The organism is Pseudooceanicola sp. NS-SX9 (assembly GCF_057380705.1).
Map to the genome: position 1 here is coordinate 2,414,566 of NZ_CM170818.1, position 14,106 is coordinate 2,428,671.

At 64.7% G+C, this 14,106-nt stretch carries 14 protein-coding genes; 5 read left to right on the top strand and 9 right to left on the bottom strand.

The window, feature by feature from the left end:
• Positions 1 to 26: 26 nt before the first annotated feature.
• Positions 27 to 341 (bottom strand): hypothetical protein, encoded by a 315-nt coding sequence (locus tag AC2ITM_RS11485; protein WP_486466784.1) that lies wholly within the window; start codon positions 339 to 341, stop codon positions 27 to 29.
• A gap of 427 nt (positions 342 to 768) precedes the next feature.
• Here AC2ITM_RS11485 and AC2ITM_RS11490 point away from each other — a divergent pair, with 427 nt between their 5' ends.
• Positions 769 to 1,224, top strand: coding sequence for a methylated-DNA--[protein]-cysteine S-methyltransferase (locus tag AC2ITM_RS11490; protein WP_486466785.1), 456 nt, complete (start codon positions 769 to 771; stop codon positions 1,222 to 1,224).
• A gap of 64 nt (positions 1,225 to 1,288) precedes the next feature.
• Here AC2ITM_RS11490 and phaZ read toward each other — a convergent pair whose 3' ends face one another.
• Entirely contained in the window at positions 1,289 to 2,551 is a 1,263-nt protein-coding gene (gene phaZ / locus AC2ITM_RS11495) for a polyhydroxyalkanoate depolymerase (protein ID WP_486466786.1), read from the bottom strand.
• A gap of 137 nt (positions 2,552 to 2,688) precedes the next feature.
• Here phaZ and AC2ITM_RS11500 point away from each other — a divergent pair, with 137 nt between their 5' ends.
• From AC2ITM_RS11500 to AC2ITM_RS11515, 4 genes are all read left to right on the top strand, one after another.
• Complete coding sequence (locus AC2ITM_RS11500) at positions 2,689 to 4,497, top strand: PHA/PHB synthase family protein (RefSeq protein WP_486469423.1); 1,809 nt, start codon at positions 2,689 to 2,691, stop codon at positions 4,495 to 4,497.
• 154 nt (positions 4,498 to 4,651) lie between these two features.
• Positions 4,652 to 5,107 carry a phasin, PhaP gene (locus tag AC2ITM_RS11505; protein ID WP_486466787.1) on the top strand — a complete coding sequence of 152 codons (456 nt, stop codon included), beginning with the start codon at positions 4,652 to 4,654 and terminating at the stop codon, positions 5,105 to 5,107.
• 294 nt (positions 5,108 to 5,401) lie between these two features.
• On the top strand, positions 5,402 to 5,953 hold the full coding sequence (gene phaR, locus AC2ITM_RS11510) for a polyhydroxyalkanoate synthesis repressor PhaR (protein ID WP_486466788.1): 552 nt from the start codon (positions 5,402 to 5,404) through the stop codon (positions 5,951 to 5,953).
• Position 5,954: 1 nt separating this feature from the next.
• Entirely contained in the window at positions 5,955 to 6,917 is a 963-nt protein-coding gene (locus tag AC2ITM_RS11515; protein WP_486466789.1) for a LysR family transcriptional regulator, read from the top strand.
• A 126-nt stretch (positions 6,918 to 7,043) separates the two neighbouring features.
• Here AC2ITM_RS11515 and AC2ITM_RS11520 read toward each other — a convergent pair whose 3' ends face one another.
• The 7 genes from AC2ITM_RS11520 to AC2ITM_RS11550 all read right to left on the bottom strand — a co-directional run bounded on the left by AC2ITM_RS11520 (position 7,044) and on the right by AC2ITM_RS11550 (position 14,073).
• A complete protein-coding gene (locus AC2ITM_RS11520; RefSeq protein WP_486466790.1) occupies positions 7,044 to 8,033 on the bottom strand; it encodes an ABC transporter substrate-binding protein in 990 nt (329 codons plus the stop codon).
• 37 nt (positions 8,034 to 8,070) lie between these two features.
• Positions 8,071 to 8,916, bottom strand: a complete 846-nt coding sequence (locus tag AC2ITM_RS11525) for an ABC transporter permease (protein WP_486466791.1) — start codon at positions 8,914 to 8,916, stop codon at positions 8,071 to 8,073.
• An 18-nt stretch (positions 8,917 to 8,934) separates the two neighbouring features.
• Positions 8,935 to 9,855: an ABC transporter permease gene (locus AC2ITM_RS11530; RefSeq protein WP_486466792.1), complete on the bottom strand. Its 921-nt coding sequence runs from the start codon at positions 9,853 to 9,855 to the stop codon at positions 8,935 to 8,937.
• Positions 9,856 to 10,098: 243 nt separating this feature from the next.
• A complete protein-coding gene (locus tag AC2ITM_RS11535; RefSeq protein WP_486466793.1) occupies positions 10,099 to 10,881 on the bottom strand; it encodes an ABC transporter ATP-binding protein in 783 nt (260 codons plus the stop codon).
• A 115-nt stretch (positions 10,882 to 10,996) separates the two neighbouring features.
• Positions 10,997 to 12,457 (bottom strand): dihydropyrimidinase, encoded by a 1,461-nt coding sequence (gene hydA / locus AC2ITM_RS11540; protein WP_486466794.1) that lies wholly within the window; start codon positions 12,455 to 12,457, stop codon positions 10,997 to 10,999.
• 46 nt (positions 12,458 to 12,503) lie between these two features.
• Entirely contained in the window at positions 12,504 to 12,785 is a 282-nt protein-coding gene (locus AC2ITM_RS11545) for a hypothetical protein (RefSeq protein ID WP_486466795.1), read from the bottom strand.
• 37 nt (positions 12,786 to 12,822) lie between these two features.
• Entirely contained in the window at positions 12,823 to 14,073 is a 1,251-nt protein-coding gene (locus AC2ITM_RS11550; RefSeq protein ID WP_486466796.1) for a Zn-dependent hydrolase, read from the bottom strand.
• Positions 14,074 to 14,106: the final 33 nt, after the last annotated feature.

Sequence of the window (14,106 nt, forward strand, 5' to 3'; positions counted from 1 at the left end):
CAGGTCCAAAGGCCGGGACCGCTTCTTCAGGCAGCGTGGGACTGAACCATGGAAAAGAGGCGCTGCACCATGACATAAAGCCGCGAGCTGCCGCCGGGGATGTTTGTGCCGTTGGCCTCGGCCTCGGCCACCAGGCCGCGGAACAGGGACATCCGGTCCATACCCGAAGGGCGCCCGCTGCTGCCCTGATCGGATTCCACGATCGCCTGCTCCAGCGGGACCGCCACGGTTTCCTCTCCCGAGGAAGTCGGGCGGGCAATGCTTTGTGGCCGGCGCTCGGGCACCGGCAGGGGCTGAAGCGCGATGGCCTCGGTCCGGGTGGTGGCCGCCACGGGCGGCATGTGACCACCCGGATCCGACAGGGTCGTCCCGGCAGATACCGCACCGACCGGTATCGGCCGAACCTCTGTCGGAGCGGCCGGGCGGAAGGATGAAATCGCATCCGTCATCATCTGGCGTACTCCTGTCTGTACCAGTGCAGATCCCTGCACCTCGGCATGGCTCGATACAGACAGAGTCCGCCTGTTGCCTTTCCAAAAGATGAACACGACCCGTGCTTTCCCGCCGCAATGGCGAAAATTGCACAGATTTACGCTGCACCGCAGCGAAATTCAGGACAGCGCGAGGGTCGCGCCGCCATGTCGATCCGATTTGCCCCACCGCTTGGGGGCAAAGCCCACCCGGGCGCAAAGGCCCGCCTGCCGCGAGAGGCCATCGCCCCTCGCAGCGGATCGCGTTATGAACGATTCTCCCTTCGAAAGGATTGAGATGCCCGTTTTCAGTCTGGACACCCCCACCGGCCGCTTCTGGATCGAGGAAGCCGACGGAATGCTGACCCGCAGCGGCTGGGGCCTGCCCGGGATTGAGGCATCCACGGCCCTGCTGCAGAATGCCGCAGCTCAGATCCGCGCCTACTTTGCCGGAGAGCTGAGGCGGTTCGATCTGCCGCTGAAGGTCTCGGGATCGACCTTCCAGATCCAGGTCTGCCAGCAGATCGCCGCCATTCCTTTCGGCGAAACACGGCGTTACGGGGATCTTGGGCGCGATCTGCAGGCCCCGGCGCGCGCGGTGGGCCAGGCCTGCGGCCACAATCCCCTGCCCCTGCTGATCCCCTGCCACCGGGTCATGGGCACCCGGGGCCTGGGCGGATTTTCCGGCGCCGGCGGCATCGAGACCAAGGTCGCCTTGCTGCGCCACGAAGGCGCGGCCTCGTTGCTGATCTGAGCGCGGGCATGAAAAGGGGCGCCCCGGTCGCCCGGAACGCCCCCTTTGCGCCTTCCCCGAAGGATCAGGGAACGGCGGTCAGCTTGGCCTTGGGGCTGCGGGCGTTCTGGTCGATGAACTCCAGCACCAGGGGGCGGATGTTGTTGCGCCAGGACGAACCCGCGAAAATGCCATAGTGGCCGGCGCCGGGCTCCAGGTGGTTGGCCTTCTTGCTTTCGGCCAGGCCCGTCAGCAGCTTCAGCGCCGCAACGCATTGACCGGGCGCGGAAATATCGTCCTTCTCGCCTTCGACGGTCTTCACGGCCACATCGGTGATCTTGCCGATGTCGACCGGGTGGCCGTTGATGGTGAAGCGGTTCTGGGCGATCTCGCTGTCCTTGAAGATGCGTTCCACCGTGGACAGGTAGAATTCGGCCGTCATGTCCATCACCGCCAGATATTCATCATAGAAGCGGTTGTGCGGATCAAGGTCCGTCGCCTCGCCACGGGCCACGCGGAAGATCTGGTCGGTAAAGGCCTTGGAATGCCGGTCGAGGTTCATCGAGATGAACGAGGTCAGCTGCAGCAGACCCGGATAGACCTGCCGGCCAAAGCCCTTGTATTTCGCGCCCACCGTCTGGATCGACATCTGCTCCAGCTGGCCCATCGAGATGCGGTTGCCGAAATCGGTGACCTCGGTCGGGGTGGCATCGGGGTCGATCGGGCCGCCGATCAGCGTCAGCGTCGAGGGCTGCGCCTCGGGGAAGATCTCGGCCAGATAGGCGGTGGCGGCCAGCACCAGCGGCGCCGGCTGGCAGACCGCGATGACGTTCACGTCCGACCCCAGTTCCTTCATGAAATCGACGCAGTAGAGCGTGTAATCCTCGATGTCGAACTTGCCCTCGGACACGGGGATGTCGCGGGCATTGTGCCAGTCGGTGATGTAGACCTCGCAGTCGGGCAGCAGCGACACCACGGTCGAACGCAGAAGGGTCGCATAGTGTCCGGACATCGGCGCCACCAGCAGCACCTTGCGCAGCTTTTCGTCGCGGTCCTGGACATGGAAGTGGATCAGATCGCCGAAGGGCCGTTCCACGACCTTTTCGACGCTGACCAGGTGATCGCGGCCGTCTTCGCACAGAACCGAATGGATACCCCAGTCAGGCTTGGCGACCATGCGCTTGTAGGCGCGTTCCGTGACCTCGCCCCAGGCCGCCATCAGCGTCAGCGCCGGGTTCGGCACCAGCGCGAAGGCCGGGTAGGACGCGAGGCTGAGCGCAGAGGATCCCATCCATTGCTGGGTATTGCGCACAGTCTCCATAAGGTCATAGCTTGGGAAGAAACGCATTGCCGTCTCCTGTTTGCGGGGCTTTCCCCCGCGGTTTCGATGCATTGGATCCCATACCGGTGTCCGCGCCAGAGAGAGACGGCGACAGGGGCAGAGGTCTCATGCTGCAGAGCAGAAAATAAGGGGGAATCATGAATATGACAACCGAAGACACCCGAGGCGAAACGTCCTCACCCCCCAAACATCTGGAAAAACTAAACGAAAACCTGACCCGCGTGGAAGCGCTTCAGCAACGCCTGCTGAGCGCGGTCAAGGAACGCCACGCGGCCAACCCCGGCCTGAACGGCCCCGATCCGGCACTTTTTGCACGTGCCGCAGGGGCTTACTGGGCAGAGATGATCCAAAATCCGGCCCGCATCTTTGAGCATCAGCTGGATTACTGGGGCGCCTCGGTAAAGCATTTCCTGGAGGCCCAGCAGGCGCTGGCCACCGGCAAGCTGATCGCACCGGCGGATCTTGGCCCGGCGGATCGCCGCTTTGATAACCCGATCTGGAAAAATCATCCGTATTTTAACTTTATCAAGCAGCAGTATCAGCTGAATGCGGCGGCGATCTCGAAGGCGGTCGAGGATGCCGGCGACATGGCCCCGGTCGAGAAGAAGCGGCTGAAGTATTTCACCCAGCAGATCGTCGACATGATGGCGCCGACGAATTTCCTGGCGACCAACCCCGACGCGCTGGAAAAGGCGATCGAGACCGATGGCGAAAGCCTGATCAAGGGCCTTGAGAACCTGGTCAACGACCTGGAGCACAACCACGGCGAAATGCTGGTGCGCCTGTCGGACGAAGCGGCCTTCGAGGTGGGCGGCAACATCGCCACCACCGAGGGCGAGGTCGTCTACCGCAACCGCCTGCTGGAGCTGATCCAATACGCCCCGCGCACGGAAAAGGTCCATGCCACGCCGCTGCTGATCTTCCCGCCCTGGATCAACAAGTTCTACATCCTCGACCTGAAGGAAAAGAACAGCCTGATTCGCTGGATCACCGAACAGGGCTACACGCTGTTTGTCGTGTCCTGGGTGAACCCCGACCGCAGTTACCGCGACATGGGCATCGAGGCCTATATCGAAGAGGGCTTCCTGGACGCCATCGCCCAGGTCAAGCAGATCACCGCCCAGCGGCAGATCAACGTCGTGGGCTACTGCATCGCCGGCACCATGCTGAACCTGACGCTGTCGCTGATGAAAAAGCGCGGCGACAAGTCGATCAAGTCCGTGACGCTGTTCACCACGCTGACCGATTTCGGCGATCAGGGCGAATTCACCCCCTTCCTGACCGACGATTTCGTCGATGCGATCGAAAACGAGGTCCAGGAAGAAGGCATCATGCGCAGCTTCATCATGTCGCGCACCTTCTCGTTCCTGCGCGCCAATGACCTGATCTACCGCCCCGCCATCCGTGCCTACATGATGGGCGAGGCGCCGCCTGCCTTCGATCTGCTGTTCTGGAACGGCGACGGCACCAACCTGCCCGCCCGCATGGCCACCGAATACCTGCGGCTGCTGTGCCAGAAGAACCAGTTCGTGAACGACGGCATCGAGATGTTCGGCGAGCGGCTGCACATCTCCGATGTCGACCTGCCGATCTTCTCGATCACCTGCGAGACGGATCACATCGCCGCCTGGCGGGCCTCCTACGCGGGTCTGATGAAGACCTCCTCGAAGGACCGCACCTTCATCGTCTCGCAGTCGGGCCACATCGCCGGCATCGTCAACCCGCCCTCGAAGAAGAAGTACGGCCATTACGTCAACCCCGCCCTGCCCGAGACCGCGCAGGACTGGTGGGACGGCGCCGACTTCCACGAGGGGTCCTGGTGGCCCCGGTGGGAGGCCTGGCTGTCGGGCCGTTCGGGCCGGATGATTCCCGCGCGAGAACCGGGCGATGCGACTCATCCCCCGCTTGCACCGGCCCCCGGAACTTACGTAAGGGCGGCTCTGCCTGCCTGATAAGCAACAGAAATGCCTGCAAACACGGTCGTTCCCCCTGTGACATTCTGCAACGCAGAAAAATCTTGATTTTCTGCACTGCAGCATTCATACTCTGATTAACGGAATTAAGGAGGAGCACCCGCTCCACCTGCTGCCAGAAGAGGATGGACTAATGGCAAAGACCCAGGACTTCACCGCAATCATGAAAGACTTCATGGGCGCCTTCCCCGTCGACACCACGGCGATGGAAGATGCGTTCAAGACGCAGGCAACCCTGGGCGAAAAGCTCTCGGCTGTCGCTCTGGAAGCCGCCACCAAGTCGACCGACCTGTCGACCAAATGGACCAAGGACACGCTGGCCAAGATGACCGACCTGTCCAAGGCCAAGGCCGAGCCCGCCGACTACGCCAAGGCAATGACCGATTTCGCATCGGCCTATGCCGAGATGTCGGCCGAGAACATGGCCGCCTTCGCCGAGATCGCGAAGAAGGTCCAGACCGACACCGTCGAGCTGATGATGGCCGCCGGCAAGGACATGTCCGAAGAAGCATCGGCCATGATGCAGAAGGCCACCAAGGACGCCTCGGCGACCGCCAAGAAGGTAACCACCGCAGCCGCGGCCAAGTAAGCTGATCTGCTCGGGGGGCGGGGCCTGGATCCCCCCGCCCCCCGACCCGGAATTTCAGCGCCCCACGCTCCTCCCCCCCAAGATCGGGGCGCGATCAAGCAGGGCGGGTCCTCGGACCCGCCCTTTTTGCTGTCCAGCGACCGGCCCTGCCGGCCATACGCAGGCGGATACTATGCTGCGACGCAGCATTGTCCGCAGCAAACAAGCTGTCCCTGTGGGTGTCGTCGCGCTTTCCTTTTGCGGAACGGTCCTCTAGGCTCTGCTGCATCGCTGCATCTTCTGGAGGGAAAGCCTGTGGCAGACAACCAGTCCCCGCTTCTCATCAAGCGTTACGCCTCGCGCCGTCTCTACAACACCGAGACCAGCGATTATGTCACTCTCGAGGATATCTCGGGCTTCATCCGCGAAGGCCGTGACGTCCAGATCGTCGATCTGAAATCCGGCGACGACCTGACGCGCCAATACCTGCTGCAGATCATCGCCGAGCATGAAAGCCGCGGCGAAAACGTCCTGCCGCTGAACGTGCTGACCGACCTGGTGCGCAGCTACACCACCAATGCCGGATCGGTGGTGCCGCAGTTCCTGGCGGCCTCCTTCGAGATGCTGCGCGACGGCCAGTCGAAGATGATGGAAAACATGAAGACGGTGAACCCGATGATGGCGAACATGCCCGGGTTCGACGCCATGCAGGCGCAGCAGCAGGCCTTCCTGAAGGCGATGACCGGTGGCTTCACCGGCGGCTGGAGCGCCCCCGACAAGGCCGAGACCGACGCCGCTGGCGATGACCTTGGCCAGATCCGCCGGCAACTGGCGGAACTGCAGCAGAAGCTCTCCAAGCTCAGCTGAGATGACGGCCGCCCCCGGCCGCATCACCCTGTGGGGGATCGAGGTCTTCGTCGCCACGGCCGAGGAACGCTCGATCTCTGCCGCGGCACGGCGCCTGGGGGCCAGCCCCTCGGCGGTGTCGCAGCAGCTCAGCAATCTGGAAACCGCGCTCGGGGTCACGCTGCTGCATCGCAGCGCCCGGCCGATGGTCCTGACCCCCAAGGGCGAGGCCTTCCGCCGCCGCGCGCAGTCGATCCTGAACGAGGCCGCCCAGGCCCGCGCCGAACTTGCCTTTACCGGTTCGCCCGCGCTGACGCGCCTGCGCCTGGGCATGATCGAGGATTTCGACGCCGAAATCACGCCTCCCCTACTGATCCGTATGGCCGAGGTCTTTGCCGATGCCCGCTTTCTGCTGGAAACCGGCCCCAGCCATCTGCTTTATGACCAGTTGGAGGCCGAGGCGCTCGACATCATCCTGGCGGCCGAGCTGGCGCCCCCCGCCCCCTGGGCCGAGGTTCATCCGATCCTGACCGAAAGCTTCATCGCCGCCACGCCACGCGGCGCCGTGGCCCCCGGTGCCCGGCCGCTCGACACGCTGAAGCGCCTGCCACTGATCCATTACACGACGCGCCACTACATGGGCCGGCTGATCGCCACCCACCTGGCGCAGCAGAACCTGCGCCTCGCCCACCGGTTCGAGCTCGACAGTTATCATGCCATCCTGGAACTGGTGCGCGCCGGCACCGGCTGGACGATCCTGCCGCCCCTGGCCCTGATCCGCGCCCGGACCCTGCTGCCCGACCTCGACCTGCTGCCGCTGCCCTTTCCGCCGCTGGAACGGCGCATCGTGCTGACCGCGCGGGCGGGCCTGCTGCAGGACGCACCGGCCCGTATCGCAGGCGAACTGCGCCAGCTTCTGGTGGCCCGCCTGGCAGGCCCCCTCCCGCCCGAGCTGCCCGCAGCCATCTCGGTCGCCTCTGCCTGAACCACCCGATTTCGGCCATTGCCACAGGCCGCCGCCAAAGGCAGCGACCGGCCCGGGTGGCGATCCGCCCCGACGAAAAAGGCCGGGCACCCGGCCCGGCCTTTCCCTTACCGTTCCCCCAGGCGCTTACTTCAGCGCCTTGTCGGTGATCTCGTGCGTCCAGGCGCCGGTCGGCTCCTTGGTGATGGCGGGGTTGTCCTCGGACACGGCCGACAGCAGCGTCTTCACGGTCTGCTCGTAATCGGCCGGATCCAGCGCGCCGTTCGACCCTTCGGTCAGCTTGGCGACTTCCTTCATCATGTATTCCTGGTGCTCCAGGGTCTGCGCACCGGTCTCGTCATTGTCGATGACGATCTTGGCGGCTTCATCGGGATGCGCCTCGGCGTATTTCCAGCCCTTCATCGAGGCCCGCACGAAGCGCACCATCTTGTCGTCGAACTTGGGATCCTTCAGGTCGTCTTCCTTGACGTAGAGGCCGTCCTCCAGCATCCCGAAGCCCATGTCGAGGTAGTTGAACACGGTCAGCTCCTCGGGCTTGTAGCCCGCATCCAGCACCTGGCCGTATTCGTTGTAGGTCATGGTCGAGATGCAGTCAGCCTGCCCCTGGATCAGCGGATCGACCGAGAACGCCTGCTTGACCACCGTCACGCCATCCTTGCTGCCATCGGTCTTCAGACCCAGATGCGCCATCCAGGCATAGAACGGATATTCGTTGCCGTAGAACCAGACGCCCAGGGTGTGACCGGCCAGGTCCTCGGGCTTTTCGATGCCGGCGCTTTTCAGGCAGGTCAGCTGCAGGCCACCCTTCTTGAAGGGCTGGGCGATGTTGACCAGCGGCACGCCGCGTTCGCGCGCGGCCAGCGCCGCCGCCATCCAGGTGGTGATCACATCGGCACCGCCGGCGGCGATCACCTGTTCGGGGGCGATGTCGGGACCGCCGGCCTTGATGGTGACATCCAGGTCCTCGTCCTTGTAGAATCCCTTGTCCTGCGCCACGTAATAGCCCGCGAACTGCGCCTGGGTGACCCATTTCAGCTGCAGCGTCACGTGATCGGCCGCCTGTGCCATCCCGCTCGATGCCCCGAGCGCCAGCGCCCCGACAATCCAAGTCTTCATCTTCATTCTCCCAGTTGGTCCCCGTTTTCCGGAGGGACTATCTTCGTTGAGACGGGTGCCAGAAGGTCACCCCGCGTTCCACAAGCGCAAGCGCCCCGTAGAAAAGCGATCCCGACAGGGCAGCGACGACGATCTCGGCCCAGACCATGTCCAGCGCCAGCTGCCCCACCGATGTTGAGATGCGAAAGCCCATGCCCGCAATGGGCGACCCGAAGAACTCGGCCACAATCGCGCCGATCAGCGCCAGGGTCGATGAAATCTTCAGCCCGTTGAAGACGAAGGGCATCGCGGCCGGCAGGCGCAACTTCCAGAAGCCCTGCCAATAGCTTGCGGCCCAGGTCTTCATCTGGTCGCGCTGCATGGCGCTGGTTTCCTGAAGGCCCGCGGTGATGTTCACCAGCATCGGGAAGAAGACCATGACGACGACCACGGCCGCTTTCGATGACGGGCCGACGTTGAACCACATGACGAAGATCGGCGCGATGCCGACGATCGGCAGGGCGGCCACGAAGGCCCCCACCGGCATGACGCCGCGCTTCAGGAAATCGCTGCGATCCACCAGGATGGCCACGACAAAGGCCGCCGCACAGCCGATCACATAGCCCGACAGCACGCCCTTGACGAAGGTCTGCACGAAATCGGTCCACAGGATCGGCAACGAGGCCGAGAATTTCACCGCGATCTGGCTGGGCGGCGGCAGCACCACCATCGGCACGCCAAGGCCCCGCACCAGCATCTCCCACATGCCGATCAGCGTCAGCCCGAAGATCACCGGCACCGCCAGGCGCACGGCCCGGCTGCCCCGCGCCGGCCCGTTCGCCAGCCGCACGTTCAGATACCACGCGACGCCCCACAGGACGATGGCTGCTACGACAAGTCCCATCTCAGCTCTCCTTCCTGCTCATCGTGCCAGGCCCATGCGCTTCAGCGTGCCGCGTTCCAGCACCCCGATCAGCGCCACCAGCCCGGCCGCCAGGATCGCGGTGGCCAGCAGCGCCGACCAGATCTGCACGGTCTGACCATAGTAGCTGCCCGCCAGCAGCCGGAACCCCAGCCCCTGCCCGCCGCCCGCCGGCAGCTCGCCCACGATGGTGCCGACAAGGCTTGCCGCCACGCCAACCTTCAGCGAGGTAAACAGATAGGGCACCGAAGCCGGCAGCCGCAGTTTCCAGAAGGCCTGCGACTGGGTGGCGCTCCAGGTCCGCACTAGGTCCAGATCCATCGCCGAGGGGCTGCGCAGCCCCTTCACCATGCCGACCACGACCGGAAAGAAGCTCAGATAGGCGGAAATGATGGCCTTGGGCATCAGGCCCTGGATCCCGAACGAGGCCAGCACCACGATAATCATCGGCGCGATCGCCAGAATCGGAATGGTCTGGCTGGCAATGGCCCAGGGCATGACGCTCATATCCATGGCGCGGCTGTGCACGATGCCCACCGCCAGCAGGATCCCCCCGACCGAGCCCATGACGAAACCGGCCAGCGTCGCGCTCAGCGTCACCCAGCCATGGAACACCAGGCTTTTCTTCGAGGTCGGCGCCACGTCGATGGTCGTTTTCCACAACTCCTGCACGATCTGGTGCGGCGCGGGCAAACGCGGCTTCTGCTGGTCCCAGGTCAGCGCCCACTGCGCGGGATTGCGCGCTGCCAGCACGAAGGCCGACATGTCGCGCCGCGCGGCAATCCCCTCGGGGCTGACAGTGGCCCCATGGCGTTCGGCCGTTTGCAGGGCGAAGCCGATGTTCATCGGAATGCAGGCCGCGTACCAGAAGGCCATGATCGCCGCCACGACCACGACGACGGGAAAAATCGTCCGGGTCATGGGCGCGCCCTCCTGGTTTCATCTTTCCCCAAATATGCATGTCGTGCCTCCTGCAGCTGGTGCGACGTGCATATTTTTAGAAAGATGAAAGGATTATCGGCTCTCTTGTTCGGGCGGTACAGGCAGGCATGCCGATGACCGCGAAAGGTGAAAGGAGAGCCCGCGTCTTCACCCCAACCGCGGGGCGGCACCGGGGGACGGAGGGCGCCCGACGTTCTCCGGGCCGCAGCGGGGGCTTTCAGGTCAGTCATAGGCATGGCCGGCCCTCAGCCCGTCGCGGACGCGGTGGGCGATTTCCAGGAATTCCGGCGTATCGCGGATGTCGAGGGGGCGATCCTTCGGCAGCGGGCTTTCGATGACGTCCGTGATCCGGCCGGGGCGCGGCGACATGACCACGATCTTCGTCGACAGATAGACCGCTTCGGGGATCGAGTGGGTGACGAAGCCGATGGTCTTGCCGGTGCGCGCCCAGAGCTTGAGCAGCTCTTCGTTCAGGTGGTCCCGGACGATTTCGTCCAGGGCGCCGAAGGGTTCGTCCATCAGCAGGATGTCGGCATCGAAGGCAAGCGCCCGAGCGATCGAGGCGCGTTGCTGCATCCCCCCCGACAGCTGCCAGGGAAATTTCTTGCCGAAACCCGAAAGCTCGACCAGGTCCAGGACCTTCTCGACGCGCTCGGCCTGTTCGGCCTTGGAGAAGCCCATGATCTCCAGCGGCAGGCGGATGTTGCCGGCGATGGTGCGCCAGGGATAAAGGCCCGCCGCCTGGAAGACATAGCCATAGGCGCGGGCCCGGCGGGCCTCGTCCGGGGCCATGCCGTTGACCGAGAGCTTGCCGCCCGTGGGGGTTTCAAGGGCCGCGATGCAGCGCAGGAAGGTCGTCTTGCCACAGCCCGAGGGGCCGATGAAGCTGACGAAATCACCCTTGTGGATGTCGAGATTGACGTCGCGCAGCGCCTGCACGGGGCCATCATTGGTCTGGAAGGTCAGGTCGAGATGCCTGGCCTCGATGACCGGTTTGCCGTTCACGGTAGAGGTCTCCCTGTCTTGCGGCCCCTTCGGGGGCTCTTGTCGCCGCATGGGCGTGGTCCGGGCCGGGGCGGGCCGCGGAAGACCCGGCCCCTGGCGGGACCGGGCCGTCGGATCAGATCCCGGCGGGGATGTTCAGCGGATCACGCACCACCGAACGCGGCGAATTCAGCGCCTTCCATTTCGACAGCGCCTTCGCGGCCGAATTGAAGGCCGGGCGCGGCACGAAGCGCCCACGGCCGGGCTGGGGCTGCGAATTCTGACCCCAGGCCCAGATGACCTCGCCGCGCGACAGCGTGTAGCGCGCCTGGGCCGTGACCTTGGTGCCCTCGAAGACGTTGTAGTCGATGATCGACTTGTGGTTCGAGGCCGAGATGGTTTTCGAAATCTTCGGATCCCAGACCACGATATCGGCATCGGCGCCGGGCATCAGCGCGCCCTTCTTCGGATAGATGTTCAAGATCCGCGCGATGTTGGTCGAGGTGACGGCGACGAATTCCTCGGGCGTCAGGCGGCCGGTTTCCACCCCTTGCGTCCAGAGCACCGCCAGGCGTTCCTCCAGCCCATTGGTGCCGTTGGGGATCTTGGTGAAATCGCTCAGGCCCATGCGCTTTTGCTCGGTGGTGAAGGCGCAGTGGTCGGTGGCCACGACCTGAAGGGATCCCGATTGCAAGCCGGCCCAGAGGCTGTCGTGGAATTCACGGCCCCGGAAGGGCGGCGACATCACGCGGCGCGCCGAATGGTCCCAGTCGGTCGAGAGGTATTCGTCATGATCCAGCGTCAGGAACTGCACCAGCGGCTCGCCATAGACGCGCATCCCCTTCTGGCGGGCGCGGCGGATGGCCTCGTGTGCCTGTTCGCAGGAGACGTGGACGACGTAAAGCGGGGTGCCGGCGGCATCGGCCACGGTGATGGCGCGGTTGGTGGCCTCGCCCTCGAATTCCGGGGGGCGCGAGCGCGCGTGCCATTCCGGGCCGGTCTTGCCCTCGGCCAGGAATTTCTTCTGCATCAGGTCGACCAGATCGCCGTTTTCGGCATGGACCATCGGCAGCGCGCCCAGTTCCACGCAGCGCGAGAACGAGGCGAACATCTCGTCGTCCTCGACCATCAGCGCGCCCTTGTAGGCCATGAAATGCTTGAACGAGTTCACGCCCGCATCGACGGCATATTTCATCTCGTCGAAGATCAGCTCGTTCCAGCCGGTGATCGCCATGTGATAGCCGATGTCGGAACAGATCTGCGGCGCCGACTTGCGGTGCCATTCGTTGATCGCGTTCTTGATGCTGCCATCGGCGCCCGGCAGGCAGAAGTCGATGACCATGGTGGTGCCACCGGCAGCGGCGGCCCAGGTGCCGGTCTCGAAGGTCTCGGCGGCGGTGGTGCCCATGAAGGGCATTTCCAGGTGGGTGTGCGGGTCGATGCCGCCGGGGATGACATAGGCGCCGGAGGCGTCGATATAGTCATCGCCCTTCAGGTCCGGTCCGATCTCCTTGATGGTTTCCCCATCGATCAGGATGTCGGCTTCGACCTGCCGGTCGGCGGTGACGACGATGCCACCCTTGATCACCTTGGTCATGTCTGGCTCCCTTGCCTGGTGCCGGAGCCCCGCCCCGGCGGGCCGGTCAGCTGGCTTGCTGGCCCGCAGCCGGCTCCTTGTTGTCCTTGCTGTCGCATGTGCCCGCACAGGCCTCGGCCGCCGGGGCCGCCGGCAGCAGCCGGTCGGTTTCCTGAGGGACCAGGGGCATGTAGCAGACGGTCTTCACGTCGCAGACAAGCGGCGTGGCCTTCGGTTGCGGCGCGGGCGCGGCGGCATTCTGCGAAGCGGCCGCGCCCAGGCAGGGCACCAGGGCCAGCACCGTTACCGCAAGGATCCCGATCCCCCGTCCCGTCACGCGCTTGACCATGGCTGTCCCCTGTCCTTTCGATGTTTCGGGGCGAAGATTACTCGACGATGACGGCGGTCTCCAGCACGGCGTGCAGAAGAACGTCGGCCCCGGCGGCGGCCCATTCGGAACTGATCTCTTCCGCCTCGTTATGGCTCAGGCCATCGACGCAGGGGCAGAAGATCATCGTGGTGGGCGCCAGCTTGGCCGCCCAGCAGGCATCGTGCCCGGCGCCCGAAACGATATCCATGTGGCTGTAGCCCAGGGTTTCCGCGGCCGAACGCACCCGCGCCACCAGTTCGGGGGTGAAGGTGACGGGATCGAAATGGCCCACTGCCTCGACCGAACAGCCCACGCCCAGATCGGCGCAGATCTCCGCCGCGCGGGCTTCGATCGCCGCCCGCATCCGGTCCAGCTTGGCCTGGTCGGGGGTGCGGATATCGACGGTGAAGACCACCTTGCCCGGCAGCACGTTGCGCGAGTTCGGCGTGAATTTCATCTGGCCGACACCGCCCACCGCATCGGGCTGCTCGCCCATGGTGACCTCCTGGACCATCTCCAGAATGCGGCTCATGGCCAGGCCCGCGTTCACCCGCATCGCCATCGGGGTCGAGCCGGTATGCGCCTCTTTCCCGGTCAGGGTGAATTCCAGCCACCACAGGCCCTGGCAATGGGTGACAACGCCGATCTGCTTTTCAGCGGCCTCCAGGATCGGGCCCTGCTCGATATGGTATTCGAAATAGGCGTGCATCTTGCGCGCGCCCACCTCTTCCTCGCCCTTCCAGCCGATGCGCTCCAGCTCGGCACCATAGCTGGCGCCCTCCAGATCGGTGCGCCCATAGGCATAGTCGATCGAATGCACGCCTGCGAAGACGCCCGAGGCCAGCATGGCAGGGGCAAAGCGCGCACCCTCCTCGTTGGCCCAGTTGGTCACCACGATCGGGTGCCTGGTCTTGATCTCAAGATCGTTCAGGGTGCGCACCAGTTCCAGCCCCGCCAGAACGCCCAGCACGCCATCGTACTTGCCGCCCGTCGGCTGGGTGTCCAGATGGCTGCCCACATAGACCGGCAGGGCCTCGGGGTCGGTGCCGGGACGGGTCATGAACATGGTGCCCATCTTGTCGACGCCCATGGTGCAGCCGGCGGCCTCGCACCAGGACTGGAACAGACGCCGCCCTTCGGCATCCGCGTCGGTCAGCGTCTGGCGGTTGTTGCCGCCAGCGATGCCCGGCCCGCATTTCGCCATCTCCATGAGGCTCTCCCAGAGTCTCTCACCGTTGATGCGCATGTTTTCCCCGGGTGCGGGCATGGCCTGTCTCCGTCGCTGTCCGAAAATCCTTTT

What these genes read in the sequence shown, in the direction of transcription:
- AC2ITM_RS11485 (WP_486466784.1), bottom strand. Translation starts at nt 341, where the DNA reads ATGCCGCCCGTGGCGGCCACCACCCGGACCGAGGCCATCGCGCTTCAG.
- AC2ITM_RS11490 (WP_486466785.1), top strand. Translation starts at nt 769, where the DNA reads ATGCCCGTTTTCAGTCTGGACACCCCCACCGGCCGCTTCTGGATCGAG.
- phaZ (WP_486466786.1), bottom strand. Translation starts at nt 2,551, where the DNA reads ATGCGTTTCTTCCCAAGCTATGACCTTATGGAGACTGTGCGCAATACC.
- AC2ITM_RS11500 (WP_486469423.1), top strand. Translation starts at nt 2,689, where the DNA reads ATGACAACCGAAGACACCCGAGGCGAAACGTCCTCACCCCCCAAACAT.
- AC2ITM_RS11505 (WP_486466787.1), top strand. Translation starts at nt 4,652, where the DNA reads ATGGCAAAGACCCAGGACTTCACCGCAATCATGAAAGACTTCATGGGC.
- AC2ITM_RS11515 (WP_486466789.1), top strand. Translation starts at nt 5,955, where the DNA reads ATGACGGCCGCCCCCGGCCGCATCACCCTGTGGGGGATCGAGGTCTTC.
- AC2ITM_RS11520 (WP_486466790.1), bottom strand. Translation starts at nt 8,033, where the DNA reads ATGAAGACTTGGATTGTCGGGGCGCTGGCGCTCGGGGCATCGAGCGGG.
- AC2ITM_RS11525 (WP_486466791.1), bottom strand. Translation starts at nt 8,916, where the DNA reads ATGGGACTTGTCGTAGCAGCCATCGTCCTGTGGGGCGTCGCGTGGTAT.
- AC2ITM_RS11530 (WP_486466792.1), bottom strand. Translation starts at nt 9,855, where the DNA reads ATGACCCGGACGATTTTTCCCGTCGTCGTGGTCGTGGCGGCGATCATG.
- hydA (WP_486466794.1), bottom strand. Translation starts at nt 12,457, where the DNA reads ATGACCAAGGTGATCAAGGGTGGCATCGTCGTCACCGCCGACCGGCAG.
- AC2ITM_RS11545 (WP_486466795.1), bottom strand. Translation starts at nt 12,785, where the DNA reads ATGGTCAAGCGCGTGACGGGACGGGGGATCGGGATCCTTGCGGTAACG.
- AC2ITM_RS11550 (WP_486466796.1), bottom strand. Translation starts at nt 14,073, where the DNA reads ATGCCCGCACCCGGGGAAAACATGCGCATCAACGGTGAGAGACTCTGG.